We start from the raw sequence: 25,987 nt of genomic DNA on the forward strand, positions 1-25,987 counted from the left end.
GGACGACACGATGACGATCGCCACCGCACCCACGGCTCCGGCCCCGGCCGCAGCCGCCCATCCACCCAAGGCCTCGCCCTGGCCGGTGTTCTGGGTCGCCAGCGTGGCGGCCTTCCTGGTCTCGCTCGACAGCACGATGCTGTATTCGGCCTTCGGCGCGCTGCGGACCGGTTTCCCGGACGCCAGCGCGGCCGAGATGTCGTGGGTGCTCAACGCCTACACGGTGGTCTATGCGGCCATGCTGATTCCCGCCGGCGGCCTGTCGGACGCCCATGGCCGCAAGCGGGTCTTCATGCTCGGCGTGACGCTGTTCATCGCCGCCTCGGCCGCCTGCGGCCTGGCCGGCAGCGTCGGCTGGTTGATCGCCGCGCGGGTGCTGCAGGCGGTCGGCGCCGCGCTGCTGACGCCAGCGTCGCTGTCGATCGTGCTGGCGGCCTTTCCGCAGAGCAAGCGTGCGGTCACCGTCAGCCTGTGGGGCGCGGTGGGCGGCTTCGCGGCGGCCGTCGGGCCGAGCCTCGGTTCCTTCGTGATCCAGACCATCGGCTGGCCCTGGGCCTTCTTCATCAACCTGCCGATCGGAGCCCTGTCGCTCTGGTGCGGCGCCTACCTGCTGACCGAGTCGACGCGATCGGCCCACCGGACCCGGATCGACGGGGTCGGAATGAGCCTGCTGATCGTTGCCGTCGGTGCGCTGACGCTGGCGATCGTCGAGTCCGAATCGCCGGCCTGGTCGCGCGGGCAGCTGGCGGCCGTCGCGGCGACGGGCGCGATCGCGCTGGTGAGCTTCGTCATCTGGGCCCGCAACGTGCGTGCACCGCTGATCGACCTGACGCTGTTCCGCCACCCGACCTACAGCGCGGTCAATGCCGCGACGCTCACGTTCGGGATCGCGTTCGCGATGATGTTCTTCGCCTTCTTCTTCTACATGAGCAATGTCTGGCACTACAGCCAGGCGCTCGCCGGCCTGGCGATCGCGCCGGGACCGTTGATGGTGATTCCGGTGGCCATCGTCACCGGCCGGCTCGCCGGACGCTACGGCCATCGCCCATTCCTGGTCGGCGGCGCCTTGCTGTTCGCCGCCACCGGCCTGTGGTTCCTGCTGGTGCCCGGCACCGAGCCGGCCTATGCGATGCAGTGGCTGCCCGGCCTCTTCCTGAGCGGGACCAGCGTCGGCCTCGTGATGCCCTCGCTGTCGGGCGCGGCTGTGAGCAAGCTGCCCGCCGCCCACTACGCGGTCGGCAGCGCGGTCAACCAGGCCACGCGCCAGATCGGCGCCGTGATCGGCGTCGCGATCACGGTGGTGCTGCTCGGCCACGGCGTGCTGCAGCGCGGCGACTTCGACGCCCTCTACAAGTGGCACATCGGCCTGGCGCTGCTGACGGCGCTGCTGTGCACGCTGGTCAACACCCGACCAGCGGCGGCGGCGTCGTCGCGCGGCTAGCCCGGCTGCTCGCCCGTGGCGCGGATCTCCACGCGGCGGTTCGGCTCGAAGCAGGCGATGAGCGCGGTGCGGGTCTTCGCCTTGCCCTGGGCCCTGCAATCCGCTTCGGTGACCTTCAACTCCGAGAAGCTGCGGCCTTCGGTCGTGATGATGTTGGCCGGGACGCCTTGGGCGACCAGGTAGTCGCGCACGGAGTTGGCCCGCGCCAGCGACAGGCGCTGGTTGAACTCGTTGGTGCCGATCGGGTCGGTGTGGCCGACGATGGAGATCGCGCGCAACCGGATGCCCGAGGACTTGAGCTCCGCGAGCGTGTTGTCGATGCGGGTGCGGCCGGTGGGCGTCAGGTCCGACTTGGCGAAGGCGAAGGTGCCGTCGGCCTTGAGCTCGAAGTTGCGCGCAGCCGGCGGCGGCGGGGGCGGCGGCGGCATCGGTGCCGGCATGGCCGCCGGCGGGGCCGCTCGCGCCACCTGCGGGGGCGGCCCGAACGGAATCTGCAGGCCCACCGAGAACAGCCAGTCGTTCATGCTCTGCCGGTTGCCAGTCAAGCTGTTGTTGGCGTTGTCGACATAGCGATAGCGTGCGTCTGCCACCAGGCGGCCCCAGGAGGAAAACGGCCAGACGATGCCGACCCCCGCATTGGCCATGAAACTCGTGTGGCTGTCGTTGATGCCGAACGCCCGCTCCACCTTGTTGTCGATGGCGCCGATGCCGCCCACGAGATAGGGATGCACCCTGTTCGACTGCCAGCGGTCGATCCCCAGGCGACTCCAGGGGAACCACTGCGCGTCGAGCGTGCCGCTCCAGTTCTTGTACTTGTTCGTGCTGTTGAAGACGCCGAAGTTGGTGCCGACGTTGCCGTCCAGTTCCTCGTACTGGCCACGCAGCTCGATGTTCCAACTCGGGCTGATCGGCTTGCCGATGGAGACGCCTCCGCCCCAGCCGTTGTCGGCGTTCCGGTCACCGTCGGGATGGATGTAGCTGCCGAAGGGCGTGATGTACCAGCGGTTGTCGTAGTACTGGTCCGGTGCGAAGGTGGTCTGCGCCAGGCAGGCACCATACGGAAGGGCCAGCGCGCAGCAAGCTGCGAAAGTGCGTCGGACGAACATGAAAGCCTCACTTTGCTGATGTTGATGAGAGCCCTCGGCCGGAGCCAGTGGTGTGAAGCACGATAGGTGCGCGCAAGTCTGCGGGCCCGTCTACACGCAACCGGGTGTGTCTCACTCGCGGCACGGCCACTTCCGGTTTCACTTCTTTCACGATGGAGCGAAACCTTTTGCGCAGCGGCCACGCTGGTGTCGCTAGAAGAGGCGTTGCACCAAAGGGCAATTGCACCCCGGCGCCATCACCGCCAACATCGGTTTCCTCGGCAGCCGCGGTGCGCGCAGGCGGCATGGCCGTGCCGTGCTCGAACAACAGGAGTGGCAGCGCATGCGCGTCTCGTTCAACAGGCATGGTCCGTTCTATCGCTGGCAGCGCCGCGTCGGCCTGCTGACCGACACCGATCTCGCGGCGGGTCGCCGTGCCGCGCTGTTCGTGGCCGTGGGGTGGATTCCCGCACTGGTCCTGGCCGCGGTCCAGGGCTTTGCCATCGATGCGCATCCGGAGCGCGCCATCCTGTTCGACTACAGCGCCTATGCCTACGCCTTCGCCATCGTGGCCTTCGTGTCGATGGAGCAGAGCTCGGACCAGCGCATGGCGCAGCTGGTCGGTCAATTCGAGGACCGGGGAATCGTGCCGCCGGCATCGCGCAGCGGCTTTGCCAAGGCCCGCGCGAACATGGAAAGGCGCACCGGCTCGTGGATGGCCGAAGGCCTGATCCTCGTGCTGGCCTACCTGTTGTCCTGGTTGTGGCTCACCAAGGCCCCGATGGCTGCCGCCGGCGGCACCTGGCACGGGCGCATGGTCGACGGCACGCTCCAACCGACCCTGGCCGGCTGGTGGGCCATGCTGGTCGCGCTGCCGCTGTACTGGTTCCTGCTCGGGCGCTGGCTGTGGCGCTTCGTGACATGGGGCTTGATGCTGTATGAGATCGCGCGCTGCGACATGCGCCTGGTCGCGACGCATCCCGATCGCTGCGGCGGACTCGCCTTCATGGGGCAGTACCCGAAGACCTACGTCCTGTTCGTGTTGGCCGAAAGCACGGTGGTGTCCGCCACGGTTCTCAAGCTGGTGGTGCACGGCGATGCCAGCCTGATGGGTTTCAAGTTCGCCCTGATCGGCATGATCGTCTTCTTCGCCATTGCCTTCGTCGCGCCCCTCGCGGTCTTCGCGCCCCGGCTCGTGGCCTTGAAGCACGCCGGTCTGGCGCACTACGGCTCACTGGCGAGCCAGCACAACATCGCCTTCGAGAGGAAGTGGATTTCGGCGACCAGGGCACTGCCGGCTGAAGAGATGCTGGGCTCGCCCGACCCGTCGTCGATGGCCGACTTCGCTGCCGGCTACGACCTGATCAAGCGCATGCTTCCGGTGCCGGTCACCCTGGAGAGCGTCATGCCGATCGTCCTTGCGGCGGTGCTTCCGCTGATTTGCGTGGCGGCCACGCAGGTGCCCCTTGCGCAGGTCCTCGAGCAGGTCAAGACACTGCTGCCTGTTTGAAGCTGGCCGGCAAGATCAGGCGGCGCCGCGAAAGCAGGAGAGCCCCCAGGGGGTGAGCTTGACCGGGAGGTGGTAGTGCTGCGAAGGATCGGCCAGGCCGAAGCGAAAACACTGCACGTCCATGAAGGCCGGCTCGGGAAGCGCCTGTCCGCGCGCTCGGTAGTAGTCGCCCACGTGCAGCCGCATCTCGTAGACACCGATGTCGAACAGTTGGGCCTGCCCCTCGATGCCGTCCACCACGCCGTTGCGCCCCACCTTGCCGGCGACCAGCGGCTCCCAGCGCTCGGCCCGACCGCGTTCGCCGGTTTCCCTGCGCAGGACCTCGACGCGCATGCCGACCGCAACCACCCCGTTGGCCACGTCAACGACGTGGATCGACACAGCTTGCATTCTCGTTCCTTGCCTCCAGGCGCATGACGCGCGACAGGAGCGAATTTAACGGATGCCGGACGAGGTCGGTCACCAGACGAGTCCCGAAGCGTAGACTTCCACGCCAGCCGCAATGGCCGATGGAAGGGCGCAGAAGGTCATGAACCGCCGCCTCGTGGTCTCGATCGCCATGGCCCAACTGGCCGCCCGCGCCGCGGTTCTGCACGCGCAGCCCGCCCGGGCGGTCCTGCCGCGGATTGGCGTGCTGTCCTTCGGCCATCCACCTTCGGGCCCGGAGCCGGATCCGATCACCGGCTTCCGACGTGGCATGCGCGACCTGGGTCATGACGATGGCCGGAACATCGTGCTGGACCTTCGGTATGCCGAGGGCCGGCCCGACCTGCTGGCGGCGAACGTCGCGGCCTTCGTCCGGTCGAATGTCGACGTGATCCTGGCCGGCGGCCCCTTGCCTCTGCAATTCGCCCGTCAGGCGACGCGCACGGTTCCGATCGTGGCGATCAGCGGCAGCGACCCGGTGCGCGAAGGCTGGGCGCAGACCTTGGCCCGGCCCGGCGGCAACGTCACCGGCGTGCAGGTGACCTTCCTCGGGCTGGCCGCGAAGCAGCTCGAGATCCTCCAGGGCGCCGTGCCGGCGCTCGAGCGGGTGGCCGTCATGGTGGCGCCGGCCGAACTCGACGATCCCGGCGTGGAGGCTGGCGCCCGCGCGCTGGGGCTCCAGTTGACCCTGCTGGAGGTGCGGGGGCCGGACGACTTCGAGCGGGCGTTCGAGACGGCCGCAGCGCGTCGCGCCCAAGGGCTCTACGCCATCGCGACCAACACGGTCGTGGCCCATCGGACGCGATTGGCCCGGCTCGCCATCGAACATCGACTGCCCTCGATCAGCGAGTTGACCCTGCTGGCCGACGCCGGCTTCCTGCTGAGCTATGGCGCCGACCTCGAAGCGCTGGGTCGACGCGCCGCGACCTACGTCGACAAGATCCTCAAGGGGGCGCGCGCCGGCGAGCTGGCGATCGAGTTGCCGGCGGTGTTCGAGTTCGTCGTCAATCGCAAGACGGCCGCGGCGCTCGGCATGGCGATGCCGCAGTCCCTGTGGATGCGCGCCACGCGGCTGATCGAATGAGCGCGCGATGCCGGCATGCGCCGGCGCCTAGCGAGCGGCCGTGGCCGCGGCGCACGCCGGCGTGCCGTTGGCCTGCTTGAGATAGGCGATCAGGTCGGCCCGCTCGGCCGGGTCCGCGATCCCGGCATAGGTCATCGAGCTGCCGGGCACCACCGCCAGGGGCATGGCGAGGAAGCGGTCGAGCGTGGCGTCGTTCCAGACGATGCGGGACTTCTTCATCGCCTCCGAGTAGTCGAAGCCGGGCACGCTGCCGGCCAGCCGCCCGAACAGGCCGCAGTGGTGTGGCCCGACCCGGTCACTGGCCAGCGCATGGCAGGCCTGGCAGCGGGCATAGACCTGTTCGCCGCGCAGCGCGTCCGGCGCGGCCTGCGCGGGCGCACCCATCCACGCGGCCAGCAGGCTGGCCGCCAATCGGCTGCAGGGCTTCACGACACGAAGGCCGACGGAACGGGCGCCTCGCCGACCGCCTGGCGCAGCACGGCCCAGTGCATCGCCTCGTCGCCGAGGATGCTGGCAGCGGCCTTGGCGAGATCGGGGTTACCGAACAACGGAACCGCGCCGAGGTAGGCACTGACCGCGCCTTGCTCGAGGCGGGCGGCGAAGCGCAGCACATCGGCCTGCGTCTTCAGCTGCTGCACCGGAAAGTCGTAGCTCGGCTTGGGCGCGGCCGGCTTGCCGCCCAGCTTGGCGACCGTCTTGGCCAGCAACTCTGCATGCTCCTTGTGGTGGCCCTGGAAGGTCAGCGCCAGCGCGAGCGTCGGCTTCTCCAGCAGCTTGCTCTCGGCGCCCAGCTGGTAGGCGGCGATCGCCTCGAGTTCTGCCCCCAGGGCGGTGTTGAGGATCTGGACGTCGTTGCCCGTCGCGCCGTCGGACTTGGCGGCCAGCGCGTCCTGCCCGGACAACAGCGCGACCGCGGTCCCGGACAGGAGCAGGCCGGACTGGCCGAGGAACAGGCGCCGGGCGGCGATCGGGGCGGGCATTTGAAAGAACGACATGGCTAGTCTCCTCGTGGGGTGGGATCGGTGGGGGGCGGATGGCCGGCGGCGCCGAGCTCGGCGAGCACGTGCGCCACGATGCGGTCGCAGCGCGCACCGTCGAACGAGAAGGCGTCGCCGAGCGCGACGTCGAGATCGCGCGACAGGCCCTCGCGCAACAGGCTGCGGGCGCGGAAGAAGCGGGTGCGCACCGTGGCTTCCGCAAGCTGCAGCATGGCCGCGGTTTCGGTCACGCTCAGTTCCTGGACCGCGCGCAGCATGAACACCGTGCGATAGCTGTCCGGAAGCCGATCGATGCGAGCCTCCATGAGTCGTCGTATCTCGTCCCGCATGGCCAGTCCTTCGGGTCGTTCGCCGGGATCGTCCGCCATCCAGGGGGCGTCCCCATCGTCGGCGCCGATCGCGGTGTCCAGCGGAATCACCTGCGCGCTGCGCCGGCGCAGGCGTCCCAGCGATTCATTGATGACGATCCGGCTGAGCCAGGTGGCGAGCTGCGCGTCGTCGCGAAAGCTGCCGATCGCGCGCCAGGCGCCGAGGTAGGCGTCCTGCAGCGCGTCTTCGGCATCGTCGTCGCTCTTGAGGATGCTGCGCGCGGTGCGGAACAGCAGCTGGTTGTGGCGGCGCATGATGCGCTCGAAGGCGGCCGCGTCGCCGCGTGCGGCCCGCAAGGCGAGTTCGTGGTCGGAGGCGGACTCCGGGGCGGTGGGGTGGGGGGCGGTGTGTGGCATGGCTTCCTGCCCCATTAGATGGGGCGATGAAGCCGGGCGTTTCAGTTTTCTTTCGAGCCGATCAGGCCGCGGCCGGCGTGAACTTGAGCGCCACCCCGTTCATGCAATAGCGCAGCCCGGTCGGCTTCGGCCCATCGTCGAACACATGGCCCAGGTGGCCGCCGCAGCGGTGGCAGTGAACCGCGTTGCGCACCATGCCGAAGGTCTTGTCCTCGGTCTGGCCGACGGCGTTCGGCAATGGCTGCCAGAAGCTCGGCCAGCCGGTTCCGCTGTCGAACTTGGTCTTCGAGGAAAAGACGTCGAGGCTGCAGCCGGCGCAGGCGAAGACACCGGCACGGTGCTCGTCGTTCAGCGGACTGGAATAGGGGCGCTCGGTTCCCTCCTTGCGCAGCACGGCGTACTGGCTGGGCGTGAGCAGCTTGCGCCACTCCTCGTCGGTGTGGGTCACCTCGAACTTCGCCGGCTCCGCCGCGATGGCGGAGCGCGGGCTCCAGCCCAGCGCGTTGGCGATCGCCAGGCCCAGCGTGGAGCTGCCGGCCAGCAGGGCAAAGCGTCTTCCTTGGGAGAGCATGGTCGTTCCTTTGCAAATCAGTGCATCCGACACATAGTTCGTCGTGCATCGATCGGCGGTTACAGCCGGGGCCGCGACAACTTTCACGCCACGGGTGTAACCGGGAACCCGCGCCTCGCGAACTCACATCGAGCGGGACAGGCTCCCGAACGCAACCAACCCAGCCAAGGACGACGCCCCCATGAACAAGCCATCCACCCCCCCTGCGCCGCGTTTCGCCGGCGGCGCCTTCTTCTCGCGCCGTGCCGCGCTCGGCGCGGTCGCCGTGCTGACGGGCGCGGCCGCCTTTCGGGTCGTCCCGTCGCTGGCGGCCGAGAGCGCGGTGGTGATTCCGGTGCCGGCCGACGACGCCGCGGCCGCGACCGCAGCGACCGAAACCGCCGTCGTTGCCGGTGGCTGCTTCTGGGGCGTGCAGGGCGTGTTCCAGCACGTGAAGGGCGTGACCAACGCGGTCTCCGGCTATGCCGGCGGCGACGAGAAGACCGCCAGATACGAGTCGGTGGGATCCGGGCGCACCGGCCATGCCGAAGCGGTTGCGATCACCTACGACCCGAAGCAGATCAGCTACGGGCGCATCCTGCAGATCTATTTCTCGGTGGCCCACAACCCGACCGAACTGAACCGGCAGGGTCCGGACCACGGCACGCAGTACCGCTCGACGATCTTCGCGCAGAACGCGGACCAGGCCAGGATCGCCAAGGCCTACATCGAGCAGCTCGACAAGGCCAGGAGCTTCGGCCAGCCGATCGCGACGACCATCGAACTGCAGAAGCGCTTCTTCCCGGCGGAGGCCTACCACCAGGACTATCTGACGCGCAACCCGACGCAGCCGTACATCGTGTTCAACGACCTGCCGAAGATCGAGAACTTGAAGAAGGTGTTCCCGGATCGCTACCGCGCCGAGCCGGTGCTCGTCGGCGGCCGCACCGCCGGTTGAGCAACCCCTGCGTCGCCGTTGCCGCGCCGGCCTATTCGGCCCGGATGCCGTTGCGCAGGATGCCGATGGCGTCGACCTCGATCTCCACGATGTCGCCGGGCTTCATCCAGACCGGCGGCGTGCGCTTGGCACCGACGCCGCCGGGCGTGCCGGTCACGATCACGTCGCCGGCGGCCAGCGGCGTGAAGGCCGAGATGTGGGCGATCTGGCGCGGGATGCTGTGGATCAGCTTGTCGGTGGTGGTGCGCTGCATCTCCTGGCCGTTGAGCCGGGTCACCAGGGTCATCACCTGGCCGTCGCGGATCTCGTCGCGCGTCACCAGCCAGGGGCCGAAGCCGCCGGTGCGCCAGAAGTTCTTGCCCGCGGTCCATTGCGGCGTGGCCGATTGCCAGTCGCGGATGCTGCCGTCGTTGTAGCAGGCGTAGCCGGCGATGTGATCCCAGGCGTCCTGCTCGGCGATCCGGCGGCCTGCCTTGCCGATCACGACGGCGATCTCGCCTTCGTAGTCCAGCTTGGTGGACTCGGGCGGCAGCACGATGTCCTCGCCATGGGCGAGCTGCGACTCGGCCACGCGCAGGAAGAGGGTCGGCTGCTCGGTGATCTCGCGGCCGGTCTCGCGCACATGCTCGCCGTAGTTGAGCCCGACGCAGACGATCTTGCCCGGGTTGGGAATCACCGGCAGCAGCCGGACCTCGTCGAGCTTCGGCTCGGGCTCGGCGGCGGCGGCGACGACCCGGGCTGCCTCGCCCAGCAGGCCGGCAGCGATCAGCGCCTTCAGGTCGGCGGCGCGCTCGCCGAAGGCCCGGCGCAGGTCGACGACGCGGTCGCCGACGACCGCGCCGTAGCTGTCGGTGCCGTCGTGTTGGTAGCTGATGAGTTTCATGGAATGCCTCTGTGTGCAGGTGGATCGGATGGGTGTGTGCCTGGCCGCGGGTTCATGGCGCGACCGGCAGGTATTGCGAGATGCGATCGAGGTCCGTCCCCGTGCGCGCCACGCCGACGATGTAGCGGTCGGGCCGCAGGATCACGGCTTGGGCCTCGTGGGCCTGCAGCCAGCGGTCGAGCAAGGTGTCGGGGCGGTCGATGACGATGGCGCCGGCGCGGCGCCAGCGTTCGGCCGTGGCCGGAGCGGCCGCTGCCAGGGCCCCGGCCCGGCCGATCACCGCGCTGCGCCGCCCGAGCAATTCGTCGAGCAGGCGGCCATCGTCGAGGCGCGGTTGCGGAAACGGCCGGCCGGCCGGCGTGCCGGGCGTGGTGTCGAAGGCCCCGGCGCCGAGCAGCTGGGGGGGCAGCTCGAAGATCTCGGGCTGGGCGCTGCGGAATCTCGCGTCGCGCTGGGCGGCGAGTTCGGGGTCGGTGGTCTGGATGATGTTGCCCAGGCGCACCGCCAGTTCGATCAGCGCACGCACGTGCGGCGCGCGCTCGGACTCGTAGCTGTCCAGCAGCGCGGGCGGCGCCCCGTGCTTCAGCACGGCCTCGAGCTTCCACGCCAGGTTGGCGGCGTCGCGCAGGCCGGCGCACATGCCCTGGCCGAGGAAAGGCGGCGTCTGGTGGCAGGCGTCGCCGGCCAGCAGCAGGCGGCCCCGGCGCCAGCCCTCGGCGATGACGGAGTGGAAGGTGTAGATGGCGGCGCGCTCCAGTCGCGCCTGGTCGGGCCGCACCCAGGGGGCGACCATGCGCCACAGCGCGGCGGGCTGCACCATCGCGTCCCTGTCATCGTCCGGCAGCACCATGATCTCCCAGCGCCGCCGGCGGCCGACCACGTTGCAGTAGGTCATCGGCCGGGCCGGGTCGCAGTGCTGCACGGTGTGCGTGGGCAGGGCGACGTCTTCCTCGAGCACGACATCGAACACCAGCCAGGGCTGCTTCAGGCCGAGGTCGACCATCCGGCTGCCCATGTGCTGGCGCACCGGCGAGCGCGCGCCATCGCAGCCGACCACGAAGCGGGCGTGGACGGCGGCGGTCTGCCCGTCGTCGAGGTTGCGCACCGTCAGCGTCGCGGCGTCTTCGTCCTGGGCCACGCCGACCACTTCGTGGCGCAGCCGCAGCTGCACGCCGGGGTAGCGCGCCAGCCCGGCGCGCAGGACGGCTTCGAGCTCCGGCTGGTGGAAGTAGTAATTGTTGGCGCAGCCGTGCGGGCCCAGCGCCGCGGTGCCGCCGCGGATCAGCATCGTCTCGCCGGCCGCGTTCACGAAGTGCATGCCCTGCTCGCCGGCCCGGGCGATGGCCAGGGCCGGTTCGCGCAACCCCGCGGCCTGGAGGATGCGCAGCACCTCGCCGTCGAAATGGATGGCCCGCGGGAGCGGGAAGATGCCGCCTTCCTTCTCGAGCACCAGCACCGACAGGCCGGCGGCGCCCAGCAGGTTGGCCAGGGTCGCACCGGTCGGCCCGAGGCCGACGATCGCCACGTCGTGCACGCGCGCGGGCTCAGCCACGCTGGTCTTCCTGCATGCGGCGCGCCACGTCGGCCTGCCATTGCGCACGGCTCATGAATTTCGGCAAGCGCTTGGCGATGGCTTCGGCCTGCGCAAGGATGGCCTCGTCCGAGCGTGACAGGTCGATCGGCTCGCGCAGCGGCTGCTCGCAGTACCAGGGCGTGTCGACGAACAGCTCCAGCCGGTTGCCCTCGGGATCGCGGCAGTAGACCGATACGGCGTTGCCGTGCGTGACCGGGTGCATGTCCAGCGCGCCTTCGGCCAGCAGGCGGTCGTGGAACAGGCGCAGCGTGGCGATGTCGGGGACGCGGAAGGAGATCTGGTTGACGACGTTGAAGCCGATCTCCCGTGGCCGTCCCGTGGCCAGCACCAGTTGATGATGCTCGGACGGGTCGCGGCTCAGGAACACCAGCTGGACCGGCCCGAGGTCGCCGGCGTCGGTCTCGGTGAATCGCAGGGCCCGCTTGTAGAAAGCGGCCATCCGCGGCAGGTCGGTCACGTAGAGGCCCATGTGGCTGAACTGCAGCTGCGACGGGTTCTGTTCTGGCATGGGTTGTCTCCTGGAGAAAAATCTCGGCGGTCTGTCGGCTATTCTTCGGGTAAATTATGCATTGATTATCACAAAATGACAATACACAAGTATTTTGCTCGCCGCCTGGCTTGACAACTTGCCGGATTCGCACAGGATGCGGGGCGCCATGACCGCCCTCACGCTGCACTACCACCCCCTCTCGTCCTACTGCCAGAAGGTGCTGATCGCGATCGACCTGCTCGGGGTCGAGGTCGACAAGCGGCTGCTCGACCTGGGCAACCCGGCCGAGCGCGATGCCTGGCTGGCGTTGTGGCCCACCGGCAAGATGCCCCTGCTCGTGGACCAGGGGCGGCCGGTCCCGGAATCGAGCATCATCATCGAGCACCTGCAGCACGGCCACGCCGCTGGCGGCCGCACGCTCGTTCCGTGTGACGCCGCCGACGCGCTCGACGTGCGTCTGTGGGATCGGCTTTTCGACCTCTACGTGATGACGCCGATGCAGGCGTTCACGGCCGACCTGCTCAAGCCCGAAGGCGATCGCGATCCGCTCAGCGTGGCCCGGGCGCGGGACACCCTGTCGATGGCCTACGCCATGATCGACCGCCGCCTCGAGGGCCGGACCTGGGTCGCGGGCGACGCGTTCAGCATGGCCGATTGCGCCGCCGCGCCGGCCCTGTTCTATGCCGCCACCTACCTGCCGCTGCCGCCGCAGCAGGTGCAGCTGTCGGCCTACTTCGAGCGCTTGATGGATCACCCGTCGGTCGCGGCCGTGATCGACCAAGCGCGGCCCTATTTCAAGTTCTATCCGGGGCGGGCTGGCTTGTCGCGCCGCTTCTTCGACCCGACGGCCGGCTGAGCGGACGCCTTCAGGTCCAGCCGAGCCAGTGCCAGTAGGTGACGGCGAACAGCAGCATCAGCGCATAGCCCACGATCGTGACCGGCACGCCGACGCGCGCGAACTGCTTGCCGTTGAAGGTCTCGGTGCCCAGGCAGACCATGTTCTGGGGCGCGTTGATCGGCAGGATGAAGCCGAAGCTCACCGTGAATCCGAGCAGCATGGTCATGCCGACCTTGTGGATGTCGCCCGGCAAGGTCTGCAGCACCGAGATCAGGATCGGCAGCAGCGCGGCGGTGAGCGCGGTGGCGCTGGCGAAGCCCAGGTGGATGACGATCAGGAAAGCCGACAGGATCGCGAACACCGCCACCGGCCCCTGCGTGGCGAGCCCCGAATGCGCGACCACGAAGCGTCCCAGCCATTGGCCCGCCTGCGTCGACAGCAGCGCCGTGCCCAGGCTGATGCCGACGCCGAAGACGATCAGCGTGCCCCACGGGATGCGCCCCTGCAGCGATTTCCAGTCCATCACGCCGAGCCGCGGCAGCATCAGGACCACCAGGCCGACATAGGTGATCGAGGCGGTGTCGATGTCATGCAGCTTGCCCTCGGTGGCCCAGAACAGCAGCAGGCCGACCGACACCGCGGCCAGCCGCTTCTGCGGGCCGGTCATCGGGCCGAGTGCCTCCAGGTCGCGCTGCACGGCCTCCTTGCCGCCGGCGATCGCCTCCGATTCGGGCGGCAGCAGCCAGCGGACCATGAAGTACAGCACGATCGACATCACGACGGCCCACGGCGCGCCGGCGATCAGCCACTGCAGCCAGCTGACGCGCTCGCCGAGCAGCTTGTCCATGAAGCCGACCGTGAGCAGGTTCTGCGCCGCCGCGGTCTGGATGCCGACGTTCCAGACGCTGGTGGCCATGGCCACCGTGATCATGATGCCGGCGGCGATGTTGGAGCGGCGGTCGACCCCGAAGGCGACGATGACGCCCATCATGATCGGCACCACGCAGGCGCTGCGCGCGGTAGCGCTCGGCACCACCAGCGACAGCACGATGGTGACCATGATGCTGCCGATCAAAATCCGCCGGGTGGTGGTGCCGATGATCGACAGCGTGACCAGCGCGATGCGCCGGTCCAGTCCGGTGATGGTCATGGCGGCGGCGATGCACAGGGCGGCGCCCACCAGCGCCAGCGCCGTGCTCGAGAAGCCCGCGAGCGCCATGCCCAGGGCCTGGGACGTGCCATAGAGGCGTGAAGGATCGCCGACCTGCGGCGCGAGGCCGACCAGCGCCGCCATCAGCGAGGTGATCATGATGGCGCTGGCTTCGTAGCTCACCGACTCGCTGATCCAGACGATGATCGCGAACACCAGGATGGCGAGCATGCGATGCCCGGCGACCGGCAGGCCTTCCGGCAAGGGAAGCGCCAGCACGGCCACCATGGCCAGCGCGGCGAGGTAGAGGCCCCAGGGCGGCGGCTTGCGCGCGGTTGTGGTTTGTTGGCCCGGATCGTTGGTGGCAAGGCTCATCGACGGACCCCCTCCCGCGGGCCGGGTCGATCTTGGCGCAAGCGCGCCAGGAAGACAACCTAGTCGATCGTGACCTTCGCTTCCTTCACCAGCTGCGCGTACTTGGCCGTGTCGCTCCTGATCTGCGCGCCCATCCGGGCCGGCGTGTCGCCGACCGGCTCGGCACCGATTTCGGCCATGCGCTTGCCGAACTCCGGCGACTGGATGATCTTCACCAGTTCGGTGTTCAGCCGCTCGACGATGTCCTTCGGCGTCGCGGCCGGTGCCAGGATGCCGAACCAGGTGCCCTGGTCGAAATCCTTGAGGCCGGATTCGGCCAGCGTGGGCACGTCGGGCAAGGTGCTCGAGCGCTTCGCCGTCGTGACCGCCAGCGCGCGCAGCTTGCCGCCCTTGATGTGCTGGACCACCGGCGTCAGCGTGTCGAAGGACATGTCGACCTGGCCGCCCAGCAGGTCGGTGGTCAGCGGCGCGCTTCCCTTGTAGGGCACGTGCAGCAGCTCCACGCCGGCCAGGCTCGCGAACTGCGTGCCGATCAGGTGCTGCACGGTGCCGTTGCCGTTCGAGCCATAGGAGAGCTTGCCCGGCGATGCCTTGGCCAGCGCGACCAGCTGCTTGACGTCCGTGGCCGGCGACTTCGCGTTGACCACCAGCACGTTGGGCACCATCGCGATGGTGGTGACCGGCGCGAAGCTCTTCTCGAAGTCGTAGGGCAGCTTCTTGTAGACGCTGGTGGCGATGGTGTGGTGCACGGCGCCCATCAGCAGCGTGTAGCCATCGGGCTTGGCCTTGGCCACGTAGTCGGCACCCAGGGTGGCGCCGGCGCCGGGCCGGCTTTCGACGATCACCGGCTGGCCCAGGCTCTGGCCGAGCTTGTCGCCGATGGCCCGCGCCAGCACGTCCGAACTGCCGCCGGGCGGGAAGGGCACGACGAGGCTGATCGGCTTGGTGGGCCACGCCTGGGCGCCGGCGAAGGTGGCGGCGAGGCCGAAGGCGAGCGCGGTGAGCGCGCGGGCGCGCGCGAGAGTCGATGTCATGAATGTCTCCTTGTGGGTATGCGGGGAATGGTGTCAGCGATGCGGGGACCGAATCACTGCGAAAGTGAATCCATGGTTAACCTGCGTTCAACAATGAGCGGCCGGCAGCTGGGCCACCAAGAAGCGGCGCATGGTTTGTCTCCTGGCGTTGGGTAGGCACGAGCGGGCCCCGGCAGCTCTTGCGGCTGCTTCGGAACCGGGGTTGGAGCGCGGCGCGGCCTCAGGCCGCCTTGCGCTGGGACGCGGCCAGCACCTGGCCGCAGACCGCCCGGGTCACGTCGGCGGTGGTGGCCTTGCCGCCGAGGTCGCGGGTGTGCAGGCTCTTGTCGGCGGTGACCTTCTCGATCGCCGCCATGACGCGCTTGGCGGCGTCGAATTCGCCCAGGTGCTCGAGCAGCATCACGACCGACCAGAAGGTGCCGACGGGGTTCGCCAGGCCCTTGCCCATGATGTCGAAGGCCGAGCCGTGGATCGGCTCGAACATCGACGGGAAGCGGCGCTCCGGGTCGATGTTGCCGGTCGGCGCGATGCCCAGGCTGCCGGCCAGCGCGGCCGCGAGGTCGCTCAGGATGTCGGCATGCAGGTTGGTGGCGACGATGGTGTCGAGCGAAGCGGGGTTGTTGACCATGCGGGCGGTCGATGCGTCGACCAGTTCCTTGTCCCACTTCACATCGGGGAACTCCTTCGAGACCTGCAAGGCGATCTCGTCCCACATCACCATCGCGTGGCGCTGGGCGTTGCTCTTGGTGATCACGGTGAGCTGCTTGCGGGGGCGCGACTGGGCCAGCTTGAACGCGAAGCGCATGATGCGCTCGACGCCGGCGCGGGTCATCATCGAGACGTCGGTGGCAGCCTCGATCGGATGGCCCTGGTGGACCCGGCCGCCGACGCCGGCGTACTCGCCTTCGGAGTTCTCGCGGACGATGACCCAGTTGAGGTCGTCGGGCCCGCAGCGCTTGAGCGGGCCGTCGATGCCGGGCAGGATGCGGGTCGGGCGCACGTTGGCGTACTGGTCGAAGCCCTGGCAGATCTTCAGGCGCAGGCCCCACAGCGTGATGTGGTCGGGGATGTGCGGGTCGCCGGCCGAGCCGAACAGGATGGCGTCCTTGTCGCGCAGTGCGTTCAGGCCGTCGTCCGGCATCATCACGCCGTGCTCGCGGAAGTAGTCGCCGCCCCAGTCGAAGTTCTCGAACTCGAACTGGAACTTGTCGCTGGCCGAGGCCAGTGCGGCCAGAACCTGCTGGCCGGCGGGAACGACTTCCTTGCCGATGCCGTCGCCGGGGATGGTCGCGATCTTGTACGTCTTCATGGCTTGTCTCCTGGGGGTTTGGGTACGGGGTAGGCGTACTGTAGGAACTCGACGGGGCATTGGATCGGGGCTAAAGTGAATCCATCATTTACCTGGATTCAACAATCAGCGGCCCATGACACCCGGCATCCAACCTGCAGACCTCGGCTTCTTCTCGGCCCTCGCCGGCGCGGGGAGCCTCAGCGCGGCGGCGCGCGAGCTCGGCGTCACCACGCCCGCGGTGAGCAAGCACCTGGCGCTGATGGAGTCCCGCCTGGGTGTGGCGCTGGTCAACCGGACCACGCGCCGGATGAGCCTGACCCCCGAAGGCGAGCTGTACCTGGAGCACGCCCGGCGCATCCTCGGCGAGATCGACGGCATGGCGGAGATCCTCGGGGTGGCCAAGGCCACGCCCAAGGGCCTGCTGCGGGTCAACGCGACGCTGGGCTTCGGCCGCAGCCATGTGGCGCCGATCATCTCGAAGTTCGTGCGCAAGCACCCCGAGGTCCAGGTGCAGCTGCAGCTGTCGGTGAATCCACCGGCCTTGACCGAGGACTCGTTCGACATCTGCATCCGCTTCGGCGCGCCGCCGGATTCGCGGGTGATCGCCCGGCAGCTGGCGCCCAACCGGAGGCTGCTGTGCGCCGCGCCGGCCTACCTCGCGAAGCATGGCATTCCCAAGGTACCGAACGACCTCACCAGGCACAACTGCATCGGGATCCGGCAGGGCGAGGAGGCCTACGGCGTCTGGCGACTGGCGAGCGGCCGGGGCCGCAGCGCGACCACCGAGTCGGTCAGGACCCGGGGCAACCTGACCACCAACGACGGCGAGATCGCGGTCAGCTGGGCGCTCGATGGCCATGGCATCCTGATGCGGGCCGAATGGGACATCGAGCGCTACCTGCGCAACGGCCGGCTGGTGCAGGTGCTGCCCCATTGCTACACGCCCGACGCGGACATCTACGCCGTGTATCCGCAGCGCCACCAGCTGGCGGCGCGGGTGCGGGCCTTCGTGGATTTCGCGGCGCTCGTGCTTCAGCAGCCCAGGGCGTCGCCGGCGGCTGCCTGAGCACGGCGCCGGCCTTCCAACCCGGCGAGCCTTGACACCCGCCCCGGTTGCCATCGACACTTTTTTGGCTACAGCTGCCGCGAGGAGATGCAACCATGAGGCTCAAGCTCGTTTATGGCGACCAAGGCCCCGATGTCACCGCGCTTCAGCAGGCCTTGCTGGCGGCGGGCTTCAACCCCGGCGTCATCGATGGCGACTTCGGAACCGGCACCTTCAACGCGGTGTCCGCGTTCCAGCAAGCCAAGGGACTGCTGGCCGACGGCATCGCAGGGCCTCGAACCCTCCATGCCCTGGGCCTGGCCGAGTCCGCGGACCTGCCCGACGCCACCGGCGACATGAGCGTCCAGGTCGCCTCCCTGATGCTGCCCGGTGCGCCGCTCGCGAACATCAAGACCCATCTGCCGGTCATCCTGGCTTCGCTTCGCGCCTTCGAGATCCCGGACCGGACCATGGTGCTCATGGCCATCGCCACCATACGTGCCGAGACGGCGGGCTGCGCGCCGATCAGCGAAGGCATCAGCGCCTTCAACACCTCGCCCACCGGGCATCCCTTCGATCTCTACGACCACCGCAGCGACCTCGGCAACCAGGGCCCGCCCGACGGCGCGCTGTTCAAGGGGCGCGGCTTCGTGCAGCTCACGGGCCGCTCGAACTACCTGCGCTACGGGCCACGGCTGCCCACCCCCGCGGACCTGGTGAAGAAACCCGAACTGGCGAACACGTCCAGCGTCGCGGCCGACCTGCTGAGCCTGTTCTTGGCCGACCGGGAGCTGCAGATCAAGGATGCGATCCTGCATGGGAACTTCCAGGCGGCGCGGCGCCTGGTCAACGGCGGCCTGCACGGTTGGGAGCAGTTCGAGACCTCCTTCAAGAGGGGCGACATGGCCATGCCCCGCTGAGAGACGAGCACGCCATGCGAACTTCCTGCCTGGTTGCCGCCCTCGCCCTGGCGACCTGCGTCTGCGCCCATGCGGACCGGACCGAGTACGCGTTCCGCTGGGACCCGGCACAGGGCGGCCCGGCGACGGCGCAGCAGGCGGCCAGGCAACTCGGCATCGCGGACGACAAGCCCAAGGCGCTGGTGGTCCGCTACCTCGACGTCCGGCGACCCGCGGGGCTGCCCGACGACAGCTACGGCGCGGTGGCGCGCGAGCGGACCGACGATGACGGGCCGGAGTCGATGTACAAGGTGCGAGCCCCATTGTCGAAGGCGGCCAGGAAGCTGCTGTCGACTTGGTCCTGCCCCCTGGCCGGCCCGAAGCGCGAGGGCAAGCTGGAGGTGGATGTGAACTGGGCGGTCGACGAAGGGGCGGATGCCGCGCCGACGCCGCGCGAAGCCATCTCCTTCAGCTGTTCCGTCGAGGCCGCCGCCGCTGCGGCCTTCCCGCCGGCCACCGGCATGGTGCCCAAGCCCTGCGTCAACCACGTTCGCCGGTTCAAATCGCAGGACGACTGGAAAGTCGAGGAGTGGCTGCTTCCGACCGGCAAGCGGGTCGTCGAGCTCTCGTTCAGCGTGAAAAAGGGAAGCCCCGCGCACCGCAGCGCCTTCCAGCAACGGGTGGACGCGCTGCGCGAGGCCGGCGCGCGACCGCTGGCGGACTCGAAGACCTTGCTCGGCAGTACCTGCCCGGCCTGAGCGTCAGCGCCGGCCGGCCGCTGGCTCAAGTGGCGTAGGCATCCTTGCCCGACGCCTTCCTGGCCCGCAACTCGCGCAGCATCTCGCGCTCCGACATGCCTTGCGACCAATCGGGGCGCAGCTGGTAGTGCGGCATGTCGACGAAGCTTTCCCACTGGCCGCCCCATTCGAGGCCGATGTCCATGCCGATCGCACCCACCGTGGCGTAGAGCGGGCTGTCGCCAAGGTAGTCCTTGCCGCGGAACACCCCGACGTCGAAGGCAATGCCGAAGTTGTGGTTGGACTCGCCGCCCTTCGCATTGGTCACTGGCCGCCTGTTCTTTTCCTTGGTGCGGCCGATCGCGAACAGGGCGTCCTGCTCGGCATAGGTGCGCGTGCCGCTCAAGATCTTGATCTCGATGTTGGCGGCCGCCGCGCGCTCGACCAGCATCCTCGCGTAGGGCGCGACCTGCGGGTGCAGCGTGGCGATGGTCTTCTCGCTGCGCTCGTCCGCCTTGCCTGCGAAGGCGGCCGATTTCGGGACCGGCTTGCCGACGATCTTCTCGTGGATCGCTCGCCATGTCTCGGGACCCGGATTGCCATCGACCGAGACACCCAGCGCCGCCTGGACGCTTCGGACCACCGCGTTGATGTTCATGCACGACCTCCTGTTGCGAGACGGCCGAGCTTAGGCAGAGCGGCGGGATGCGCAATATCGCGTTCGCCAGATGCGGCGGGCCCGGGCTGTCGCAGAATGCGGATGCAGGAAATTGGGGCGATTGGACTAACTTTGTGATGAATCTAGTTTTCCTGGCCTAGGCCCTTGCGAAGAACATCAGGCTGTCGCATCCCGCGAATCGTCAGTCACAACCAAGGAAAACCTCATGTCCGCGCAAAACCTCTCTTCCGTCGCCGTCCACGTCGTTGGCCAATACCACGAAGTCGGCAAGACCTTGGTCGGCGCCTGGCGCAGCGGCGCGCGCCGCCTGCTCGACGGCGCCGCGTCGCGCCATGGCCAGATGCAGAAGGTCACCGAGTTCCTCTCCAACCGCCTCGACATCGACAGCGGCCGCGTGGTGGAGGTGCTCGACCGCATGGCCGAAGCCGGCACCAAGGGCATCGAGGCCGTGGCCGACCGCGCGGCCCGGATCGAGTCGCCGATCGCGACCTCCCTGTTGAGCACCTTCAGCGCCATCAACCTGCCGATCGCCAACGTGCATGCGCAGATCGCCGACAAGATCGCCGAGGGCGCCAAAAAGCTCGAGACGCGCGTGGCCGACGTCGAAGAAGCCGCGGCCGAGCAAGCCCCGGCAGCGAAGGGCGGGGCCGTGGCCGTCGCCAAGACCGCCCGCCGCGCGAGCCGCAAGGCCGCCTGATCCCCGGGGACCGAAGCATGGCGACCCGCAAGGACTCGGCGCTGCCGAAGAAGCCGGCGCCGGCCAGGAAGCCAGCCGCGCCTCGCAAGAAGGCGAGCGCGGCGACGCCCCCCAACGAAGCCGCCGGCAAGCCCGCCGGCGCCGAAGGCCTGCTGCGCGCGGGCCTGAAGGCGCTGGGCAACGTCGGCACCGACGTCGTCAAGCGCCACACCCACGTGATCGAGGGCCTGCTCGGCATCCAGAAGACCGATGCCGGAGGCGCCCGGCCCGCGGCCGGGTTCCCGGGCCTGGACAGCTTCGGCATCCGCAAGTTCGAGGACGTGTTCGACCAGCGCGTGGCGAGCGCACTGCAGCGCCTGGGCCTGCCGAGCGCCGAAGAACTCCAGGCCTTGCGCGACGAGGTGAGGCAGCTGCGCGAGCAGCTCGATGCGGCCAGGCCGGCCGCCCGGCGCAAGCGCTGACCCTCGATCCCGAGCGCCGTCCTTCATCGCCCGTGGCCAGTCCCAACACCCGCGACCGCATCTTGCTGACCAGCCTCGCGCTGTTCAATGCGGAAGGCCTGGCGGCCGTGTCGACGCACAAGATCGCGGCCGAGATGGGCATCAGCCCCGGCAACCTGCACTACCACTTCAAGGCCAAGCAGCTGATCGTCGAACGGCTGTTCATGCGCTTCGAGCAGCGGCTCGGACTGCTGAACGGGTCGACCACCGCCGTCGCCGCGATCGACGACCTGTGGCTGGCGCTGCACCTGCGCTTCGAAGCCATCGACGAATACCGTTTCGTCTACCGCGACATGGCCTTCCTGGCCGCCGAATACCCCGCCCTGGGACAGCGGGCCCAGGACCTCACGGCGCAGAACCTGCTTGCCGCGCAGTCCCTGTGCGAGGGGCTGGTGGCCTCGGGAGTGATCCAGACCAGCGCCGAGCAGGCGCGCATCCTCGCCCTGCAGATCGTCTTCACCACCACCTGCTGGCTGTCGTTCGAGCGCCTAGTGCCGGGGCGGGAGGCAGAGGCGCAGGCCGACCCCGGATTGGCGGCCTTCTACACGCTCACGCTGATCTCGCCCTACGTCTCCAGCGACTCGCGGGCCTACCTCGACTACCTGCGGGGCAAGTACCTGGGCTAGCGCCGATGTGAGGACCCGCTCTTCCGGCGTACGCCATACGGGGGACGATAAATAACGCCAGACAGGCTATACCTGCCATCAGTGCAATCGGCATGTGATGGTGCGAGGTGGTCCATGGTCCAGCTGTTCGTCAGCCACATCTCCGAAGAAAAAGACGTCGCGATCCTCCTGAAGGACATGATGGAGGAAGACTTCCTCGGCATGGTCGAGTTCTTCGCGTCCTCGGACGTGGGCACCATCGAACTCGGCGTGCAATGGCTCGAGGCCGTCGAGCGCGCGATCGCGAAGGCGGACGCCGTGATCGTGCTGTGCAGCAAGGCATCGGTCCAGCGGCCCTGGGTCCAGTTCGAGATCGGTGCGGCATGGATCAAAGGCCTGCCGATCATCCCGGTCTGCCATTCGGGCATGAATCCCACCGACCTCGCGACGCCATTGAAGGACTACGAGGGCGCGGACCTCGGCTCCGGCGATGGGCTGCTGGCGCTCTACCAGATGATCGGCCGCCGCTTGAAGCTGCAGCGGACGCCGGTCCCGGGGGCTGCCTGGCTGGCCCGGCTGGCCGAACTCCTGAGCCTGCCGCAGGACGACTGCGTCCAGTTCGAGTACTACATGGACATCGTCCTGCCGGCCCCCGGGCGCCTTGGCGGGCCTTCCCTTCCGGACAACGCCGTGGTCGAGATGGGCGCCGACACCAAGCGGCTCTTCGGCCTCATTTCCCGGGGCAGCCTGACCTGGAAGAGCGTCGTGGAGGCCGTGGCGCCCTCGCTCGACAAGCGATGGCTGACCGAGCTGCAGAAGAGCATCCATCTGGCGAGCAACGACCGCGAGTTCGTGCCGATCCAGGCTGTCTTCCACGCGGGCGGCACCAAGGGGTCGTTCCAGCCGCAGCTGGCCAAGCTCGAAGTGTTCAGGCGGGGCGCGCGTCGCTTTCACGTCCATCTCGTGCCCACCGTCGTGGCGCCCCTGTTCGACGTGCCGGGCGACCTCGGCCTGCTCGTGACCTTGCTGCGCCTCGGTCTTCGCTTCCGCTACGAAGCGATCGAAAACTACTGGAAGATGTCGAGGGGGTTCAAGCCGGACAAGGGAAGGCTCGACGCGCTGGGCTGCGCCATCGAGGTCATCGAGACCGACGCCCGGTCGCGCGGCGCCCAGAACTTCGAGCCGGGGGAGGTCGTCGCGCTGTTCGAACCCGGCGCCGACCAGGACGAGATGAGGGCGATCCAGGCGACCTGGGAAACCGTCCGGGCCACGCTGTTCCAGGAGCCGCCTCCGACCGCAGCCGACATGGACGATGCGATCGAGGCGCTGGCGACGATGAACCTGCGCTTCATGCATCTCGGCACGAAGCGCTTCCATGAAATGGTGAACGTGCTGTGGGCGCGGCCGGCCCGGCCGGTCCGGCTCGCTGCCTAACTAGGCTGCTTCCGGCGCAGGCAGCACGGCGGTCAACGCGAAATCGACCAGATGGAGCCAGGTCGTCTCGAAGCTCATGATGTCGTGGTGGTTGGAGCCGGCGATGGTCTGCACGCTGACGGGCGTCGGCCAGGCCGCGATCAGCTTCTGCGAGCGCTCATGCAGCACGACCTCGTCGCCTTCGGCCAGCAGGACCTGGGTCTTCGCAGCGACCTCCCTGGAGTGCGCCAGGGAGTTGAACTGGTGGCGCAGCAGCAGGGACAGCGGCACCAGTGGATAGCGCCGCTTGGCCACTTCCAGCATCGAGTCGTAGGGCGTGACCAGCTGCAGGCTCGAAAAATCCTGCCGCGCCACGAGCTGGATCGCCACGCCCGTCCCCAGGCTGCGCCCGACCACGTGCAGGCGGGTCTGCGGGAAGGCCTGGCGCAAGTGATCGGCGAACTGGCGCGCGTCTTGAACGGACGCCACCTCGGAGGGGTCGCCCTGCGAATCCGCCACGCCCCGGTAGTTGAGCGCCGCGAACCCGAAGCCCGCCGGCAGCCAGTGCAGCGCCTGCGCCGTGGCGCGGACGTCTTCGCCGCGGCCGGCGAAATAGATGAACAGGTCCTGCATGGCAGGCTCGCCCTCGGGGTGGTAGACATAGCCGCGAACCATCCCGCCCGGCACCGCGTGGGAGTAGGCGGAGAAATCGTCGGACAGGTGGACCACCGGATGCTTGCGGGCGTCAAACAGGATGTGTCCCTGGCGTGTCGCCAGCAGGCCCCAGTAGGCGGCGATGCTCCCCAGGGCGGCGGCCGAGACCGACAGTGCGATGCGGGCGGCTCTGGATGACAAGTGTCGACCTGGCTAGAAGGCGCTCTTGGTGCAGCCGCCGTCGACGCGCAGCGCCGCGCCCGTGGTCCCGGAAGACAGCGGGCTGGCGATGTAGGCCACCAGCGAGGCGATCTCCTGCGGCGTTTCGAAGCGCCGGATGAGGGAGGTGGGCCGCACCTTCTCGAAGAACTCCCGCTCGTAGGCCTCGAAGGACTTGCCGTCGGCCTTGGCCAGCGCCTCGACGAACTCGCCCACGCCGCGCGACCGGGTCGGCCCCGGCAGGACGCTGTTGACGGTGATGCCGGTGCCCGCGACCGCCTCGGCCAATCCGCGCGAGACGGCCAACTGCGCCGTCTTCGTCATGCCGTAGTGAATCATCTCGGCCGGAATCTGGACCGCGCTCTCGCTGGAGATGAAGATGATGCGGCCCCAGTCCGCGCGCCGCATCGCGGGCAGCACCAGGCGCGCCAGGCGGACGCCGCTCAGCACGTTGACGTCGAAGAAGCGCGTCCAGTCCTCGTCCGGGATCTCCTCGAAGGGCTTGGGCTCGAAGATGCCGAGGTTGTTGACCAGGATCTCGATGCCCGGGTGCCGAGCCACCAGGGCCTCCGCGACCGCGGCCGTGCTCAGGTCGCCGGCGAAGCCGATGGCCTCGCCGCCGTCCGCCGCCTCGATCTGGGCGACCGCCGCATCCACCGAGGCCTGCGAACGCCCGTTGACGATCACCCGGGCGCCCTCGGCCGCCAGTGCCTGCGCGATGGCGTGTCCGATGCCGGCCGTGCTGCCGGAGACCAGGGCCAGCCGGCCCCTGAGTTGGAGATTCATGCCTTGTGCCTTTCAGGAATTCGACGAGCCCCGCCGGCGGGTGCGGCGGCGCCGGCCCTGGGCGCAGAGCGTAGGCGAATCGGAGGCCGGCGTCGAGCGGCCTGCAGGCCCGCCACCGCATCGGCGCCGGCAGCGAGCGGCTTCGATGTCAGCAGGCCGAACAGATCCTTGGGGTCGGCGGCATTCGCCACCAGCTCGATCGCCTCGCCGAAGCCGAGTTCCGCGGCCCGCTCGCCCATGAACGCCAGGGCGGCGAAATCCTCGAGCGCGAAGCCGACCGAGTCGAACACCGTGACCTCCGAGGGGCCGCGCCGGCCGGGCCGGTGCCCGGCCAGCACCTGCCAGAACTCGGTCACGGCGAAGTCGGCCGGCAGCTGCTGGATCTCGCCTTCGATCCGCGACTGCGGCTCGAACTCCACGAACACCGAGCCCATCTCGAGCACGCCGCGGTGCAGTTCGGTCTTGCCGGGGCAGTCGCCGCCGACGGCGTTGATGTGCATGCCGGGCTCGATCATGGCGGGCCTGAGGATGGCCGCGCGGGTCTTGTCGGCGGTCGCCGTGGTCACGATGTCGGCACCGCGCACCGCTTCGGCGGTGCTGGCGCAGACCTCGAGCCGAAGGCCCTGGCCGGCCAGGTTGGCCACCAGCTTGGCGGTGGCGGCGGGGTCGGTGTCGTAGAGGCTCAGCACCTCGATCCCGACCAGGTCGCGGAACGCCAGCGCCTGGAATTCGGCTTGCGCGCCGTTGCCGATCAAGGCCATCCTGCGGCTGCCGGGCCGCGCCAGGCTGCGCGCGGCGAGCGCGGACATCGCCGCGGTCCGGATCGCCGTGCTCAGCGTCAGCTCGGACAGCAGCCGGGGCATGCCGGTGCGGACGTCGGCGAGCACGCCGAAGGCCATCACCGTGGGCAGCCCGTGGCGGTGGTTGCCCGGATGCCCGTTCACGTACTTGAAGGCGAACTGCGACGCGTCGGCGATCGGCATCAACTCGATGACGCCGAGTTCGGAATGGCAGGCGAGCCGCGCGCTCTTGTCAAATTCGTTCCAGCGCAGGAACTCGCGGCGGATGCGCTCGGCCACGCCGGCGATGCACGCCGGCAGGCCCAGGCGCCGGACCAGCCGGATCATCTCCGGGGCGCTTAGGTAGAGGGTGGCGGGATGGGATGGGCGGGTCATGGCGAGAGTCCCTGTGAATGAGCATCAGTGTCCCCGGCCCGGATGCCAACCGATAGCCTCGAGGATGCCGCATTCGCGCTCGCTGGTTGCCGAAGTGTCACTGTGGATTGACGTTCTGCCGGGTGCCGGCGCCTCTCGCGGCTGCA

28 protein-coding genes are annotated in these 25,987 nt (G+C 68.9%); 12 read left to right on the forward strand and 16 right to left on the reverse strand.

The features are described 5' to 3' along the window. Positions 1-10: 10 nt before the first annotated feature. A complete protein-coding gene (locus QTI17_RS02915) occupies positions 11-1,441 on the forward strand; it encodes an MFS transporter (protein ID WP_286530880.1) in 1,431 nt (476 codons plus the stop codon). On the opposite strand, the gene QTI17_RS02920 is transcribed toward QTI17_RS02915, so the two are convergent. Further along, positions 1,438-2,547, reverse strand: coding sequence for an OmpA family protein (locus tag QTI17_RS02920; RefSeq protein WP_286530881.1), 1,110 nt, complete (start codon positions 2,545-2,547; stop codon positions 1,438-1,440). The genes QTI17_RS02915 and QTI17_RS02920 overlap by 4 nt on opposite strands. Positions 2,548-2,767: 220 nt before the next feature. On the opposite strand from QTI17_RS02920, the gene QTI17_RS02925 reads away from it, so the two are divergent. Then, a complete protein-coding gene (locus QTI17_RS02925; protein ID WP_286530882.1) occupies positions 2,768-4,036 on the forward strand; it encodes a hypothetical protein in 1,269 nt (422 codons plus the stop codon). A gap of 15 nt (positions 4,037-4,051) precedes the next feature. On the opposite strand, the gene QTI17_RS02930 is transcribed toward QTI17_RS02925, so the two are convergent. After that, positions 4,052-4,426, reverse strand: a complete 375-nt coding sequence (locus QTI17_RS02930) for a hydroxyisourate hydrolase (protein ID WP_286530884.1) — start codon at positions 4,424-4,426, stop codon at positions 4,052-4,054. A 139-nt stretch (positions 4,427-4,565) separates the two neighbouring features. On the opposite strand from QTI17_RS02930, the gene QTI17_RS02935 reads away from it, so the two are divergent. Then, positions 4,566-5,546, forward strand: coding sequence for an ABC transporter substrate-binding protein (locus QTI17_RS02935; RefSeq protein WP_286530886.1), 981 nt, complete (start codon positions 4,566-4,568; stop codon positions 5,544-5,546). A 27-nt stretch (positions 5,547-5,573) separates the two neighbouring features. On the opposite strand, the gene QTI17_RS02940 is transcribed toward QTI17_RS02935, so the two are convergent. The 4 genes from QTI17_RS02940 to msrB all read right to left on the reverse strand — a co-directional run bounded on the left by QTI17_RS02940 (position 5,574) and on the right by msrB (position 7,840). Then, positions 5,574-5,930, reverse strand: coding sequence for a c-type cytochrome (locus QTI17_RS02940; protein WP_286531320.1), 357 nt, complete (start codon positions 5,928-5,930; stop codon positions 5,574-5,576). Between the two features lie 41 nt (positions 5,931-5,971). Then, a complete protein-coding gene (locus QTI17_RS02945) occupies positions 5,972-6,541 on the reverse strand; it encodes a ferritin-like domain-containing protein (RefSeq protein WP_286530888.1) in 570 nt (189 codons plus the stop codon). Positions 6,542-6,543: 2 nt separating this feature from the next. Then, positions 6,544-7,269, reverse strand: coding sequence for an RNA polymerase sigma factor (locus QTI17_RS02950; RefSeq protein WP_286530890.1), 726 nt, complete (start codon positions 7,267-7,269; stop codon positions 6,544-6,546). A 61-nt stretch (positions 7,270-7,330) separates the two neighbouring features. Next, entirely contained in the window at positions 7,331-7,840 is a 510-nt protein-coding gene (gene msrB, locus QTI17_RS02955) for a peptide-methionine (R)-S-oxide reductase MsrB (RefSeq protein WP_286530892.1), read from the reverse strand. A gap of 181 nt (positions 7,841-8,021) precedes the next feature. Here msrB and msrA point away from each other — a divergent pair, with 181 nt between their 5' ends. After that, entirely contained in the window at positions 8,022-8,777 is a 756-nt protein-coding gene (gene msrA, locus QTI17_RS02960; RefSeq protein ID WP_286530894.1) for a peptide-methionine (S)-S-oxide reductase MsrA, read from the forward strand. 31 nt (positions 8,778-8,808) lie between these two features. Here the strand turns inward: msrA and QTI17_RS02965 are convergent, their stop codons facing one another. Genes QTI17_RS02965 through QTI17_RS02975 form a run of 3 tightly spaced genes read right to left on the reverse strand, consistent with a single transcriptional unit; the run spans position 8,809 to position 11,762 of the window. Continuing rightward, positions 8,809-9,660, reverse strand: coding sequence for a fumarylacetoacetate hydrolase family protein (locus QTI17_RS02965; protein ID WP_286530895.1), 852 nt, complete (start codon positions 9,658-9,660; stop codon positions 8,809-8,811). Positions 9,661-9,712: 52 nt separating this feature from the next. Then, positions 9,713-11,212, reverse strand: coding sequence for a bifunctional 3-(3-hydroxy-phenyl)propionate/3-hydroxycinnamic acid hydroxylase MhpA (gene mhpA, locus QTI17_RS02970; RefSeq protein ID WP_286530897.1), 1,500 nt, complete (start codon positions 11,210-11,212; stop codon positions 9,713-9,715). Beyond that, positions 11,205-11,762, reverse strand: a complete 558-nt coding sequence (locus tag QTI17_RS02975; RefSeq protein ID WP_286520579.1) for a VOC family protein — start codon at positions 11,760-11,762, stop codon at positions 11,205-11,207. The genes mhpA and QTI17_RS02975 overlap by 8 nt, the downstream gene beginning before the upstream one ends. A 148-nt stretch (positions 11,763-11,910) precedes the next feature. Between QTI17_RS02975 and QTI17_RS02980 the strand changes: the two genes are divergently transcribed. Next, positions 11,911-12,600, forward strand: coding sequence for a glutathione S-transferase family protein (locus QTI17_RS02980; RefSeq protein WP_286530898.1), 690 nt, complete (start codon positions 11,911-11,913; stop codon positions 12,598-12,600). Positions 12,601-12,610: 10 nt separating this feature from the next. Here QTI17_RS02980 and QTI17_RS02985 read toward each other — a convergent pair whose 3' ends face one another. The 3 genes from QTI17_RS02985 to QTI17_RS02995 form a co-directional block, all read right to left on the reverse strand. Further along, positions 12,611-14,107 carry a DASS family sodium-coupled anion symporter gene (locus QTI17_RS02985; RefSeq protein WP_286530899.1) on the reverse strand — a complete coding sequence of 499 codons (1,497 nt, stop codon included), beginning with the start codon at positions 14,105-14,107 and terminating at the stop codon, positions 12,611-12,613. Positions 14,108-14,166: 59 nt separating this feature from the next. Further along, a complete protein-coding gene (locus QTI17_RS02990) occupies positions 14,167-15,141 on the reverse strand; it encodes a Bug family tripartite tricarboxylate transporter substrate binding protein (RefSeq protein WP_286530901.1) in 975 nt (324 codons plus the stop codon). Between the two features lie 220 nt (positions 15,142-15,361). Next, positions 15,362-16,450 carry a tartrate dehydrogenase gene (locus QTI17_RS02995; RefSeq protein ID WP_286530902.1) on the reverse strand — a complete coding sequence of 363 codons (1,089 nt, stop codon included), beginning with the start codon at positions 16,448-16,450 and terminating at the stop codon, positions 15,362-15,364. 115 nt (positions 16,451-16,565) lie between these two features. On the opposite strand from QTI17_RS02995, the gene QTI17_RS03000 reads away from it, so the two are divergent. The 3 genes from QTI17_RS03000 to QTI17_RS03010 all read left to right on the forward strand — a co-directional run bounded on the left by QTI17_RS03000 (position 16,566) and on the right by QTI17_RS03010 (position 19,134). After that, a complete protein-coding gene (locus QTI17_RS03000) occupies positions 16,566-17,498 on the forward strand; it encodes a LysR family transcriptional regulator (RefSeq protein WP_286530904.1) in 933 nt (310 codons plus the stop codon). 95 nt (positions 17,499-17,593) lie between these two features. Then, positions 17,594-18,397, forward strand: a complete 804-nt coding sequence (locus QTI17_RS03005; RefSeq protein ID WP_286530906.1) for a peptidoglycan-binding protein — start codon at positions 17,594-17,596, stop codon at positions 18,395-18,397. Between the two features lie 14 nt (positions 18,398-18,411). Beyond that, a complete protein-coding gene (locus QTI17_RS03010; protein ID WP_286530908.1) occupies positions 18,412-19,134 on the forward strand; it encodes a hypothetical protein in 723 nt (240 codons plus the stop codon). A gap of 25 nt (positions 19,135-19,159) precedes the next feature. On the opposite strand, the gene QTI17_RS03015 is transcribed toward QTI17_RS03010, so the two are convergent. After that, positions 19,160-19,771: a M15 family metallopeptidase gene (locus tag QTI17_RS03015; RefSeq protein WP_286520543.1), complete on the reverse strand. Its 612-nt coding sequence runs from the start codon at positions 19,769-19,771 to the stop codon at positions 19,160-19,162. Positions 19,772-19,997: 226 nt separating this feature from the next. Between QTI17_RS03015 and QTI17_RS03020 the strand changes: the two genes are divergently transcribed. The 4 genes from QTI17_RS03020 (at position 19,998) to QTI17_RS03035 (ending at position 23,028) form a co-directional block, all read left to right on the forward strand. Next, positions 19,998-20,489: a hypothetical protein gene (locus tag QTI17_RS03020; protein WP_286530910.1), complete on the forward strand. Its 492-nt coding sequence runs from the start codon at positions 19,998-20,000 to the stop codon at positions 20,487-20,489. Between the two features lie 17 nt (positions 20,490-20,506). Further along, positions 20,507-20,950 (forward strand): phasin family protein, encoded by a 444-nt coding sequence (locus QTI17_RS03025; protein WP_286530912.1) that lies wholly within the window; start codon positions 20,507-20,509, stop codon positions 20,948-20,950. A gap of 32 nt (positions 20,951-20,982) precedes the next feature. Then, complete coding sequence (locus tag QTI17_RS03030) at positions 20,983-21,615, forward strand: TetR/AcrR family transcriptional regulator (RefSeq protein ID WP_286530913.1); 633 nt, start codon at positions 20,983-20,985, stop codon at positions 21,613-21,615. Between the two features lie 114 nt (positions 21,616-21,729). Continuing rightward, positions 21,730-23,028 carry a toll/interleukin-1 receptor domain-containing protein gene (locus QTI17_RS03035; protein WP_286530916.1) on the forward strand — a complete coding sequence of 433 codons (1,299 nt, stop codon included), beginning with the start codon at positions 21,730-21,732 and terminating at the stop codon, positions 23,026-23,028. Here QTI17_RS03035 and QTI17_RS03040 read toward each other — a convergent pair whose 3' ends face one another. The 3 genes from QTI17_RS03040 to ocd are packed head-to-tail and all read right to left on the reverse strand — an operon-like array spanning position 23,029 to position 25,841. Next, positions 23,029-23,862, reverse strand: coding sequence for an alpha/beta hydrolase (locus tag QTI17_RS03040; protein ID WP_286530918.1), 834 nt, complete (start codon positions 23,860-23,862; stop codon positions 23,029-23,031). It abuts the gene before it with no gap. 12 nt (positions 23,863-23,874) lie between these two features. Beyond that, on the reverse strand, positions 23,875-24,666 hold the full coding sequence (locus tag QTI17_RS03045; protein WP_286530920.1) for an SDR family NAD(P)-dependent oxidoreductase: 792 nt from the start codon (positions 24,664-24,666) through the stop codon (positions 23,875-23,877). Continuing rightward, complete coding sequence (gene ocd / locus QTI17_RS03050) at positions 24,663-25,841, reverse strand: ornithine cyclodeaminase (RefSeq protein ID WP_286530921.1); 1,179 nt, start codon at positions 25,839-25,841, stop codon at positions 24,663-24,665. The genes QTI17_RS03045 and ocd overlap by 4 nt, the downstream gene beginning before the upstream one ends. Positions 25,842-25,987 lie beyond the last annotated feature (146 nt).

The organism is Variovorax sp. J31P179, from assembly GCF_030316985.1.
GTDB classification, from domain to species: Bacteria; Pseudomonadota; Gammaproteobacteria; order Burkholderiales; family Burkholderiaceae_C; genus Variovorax; species Variovorax ginsengisoli_B.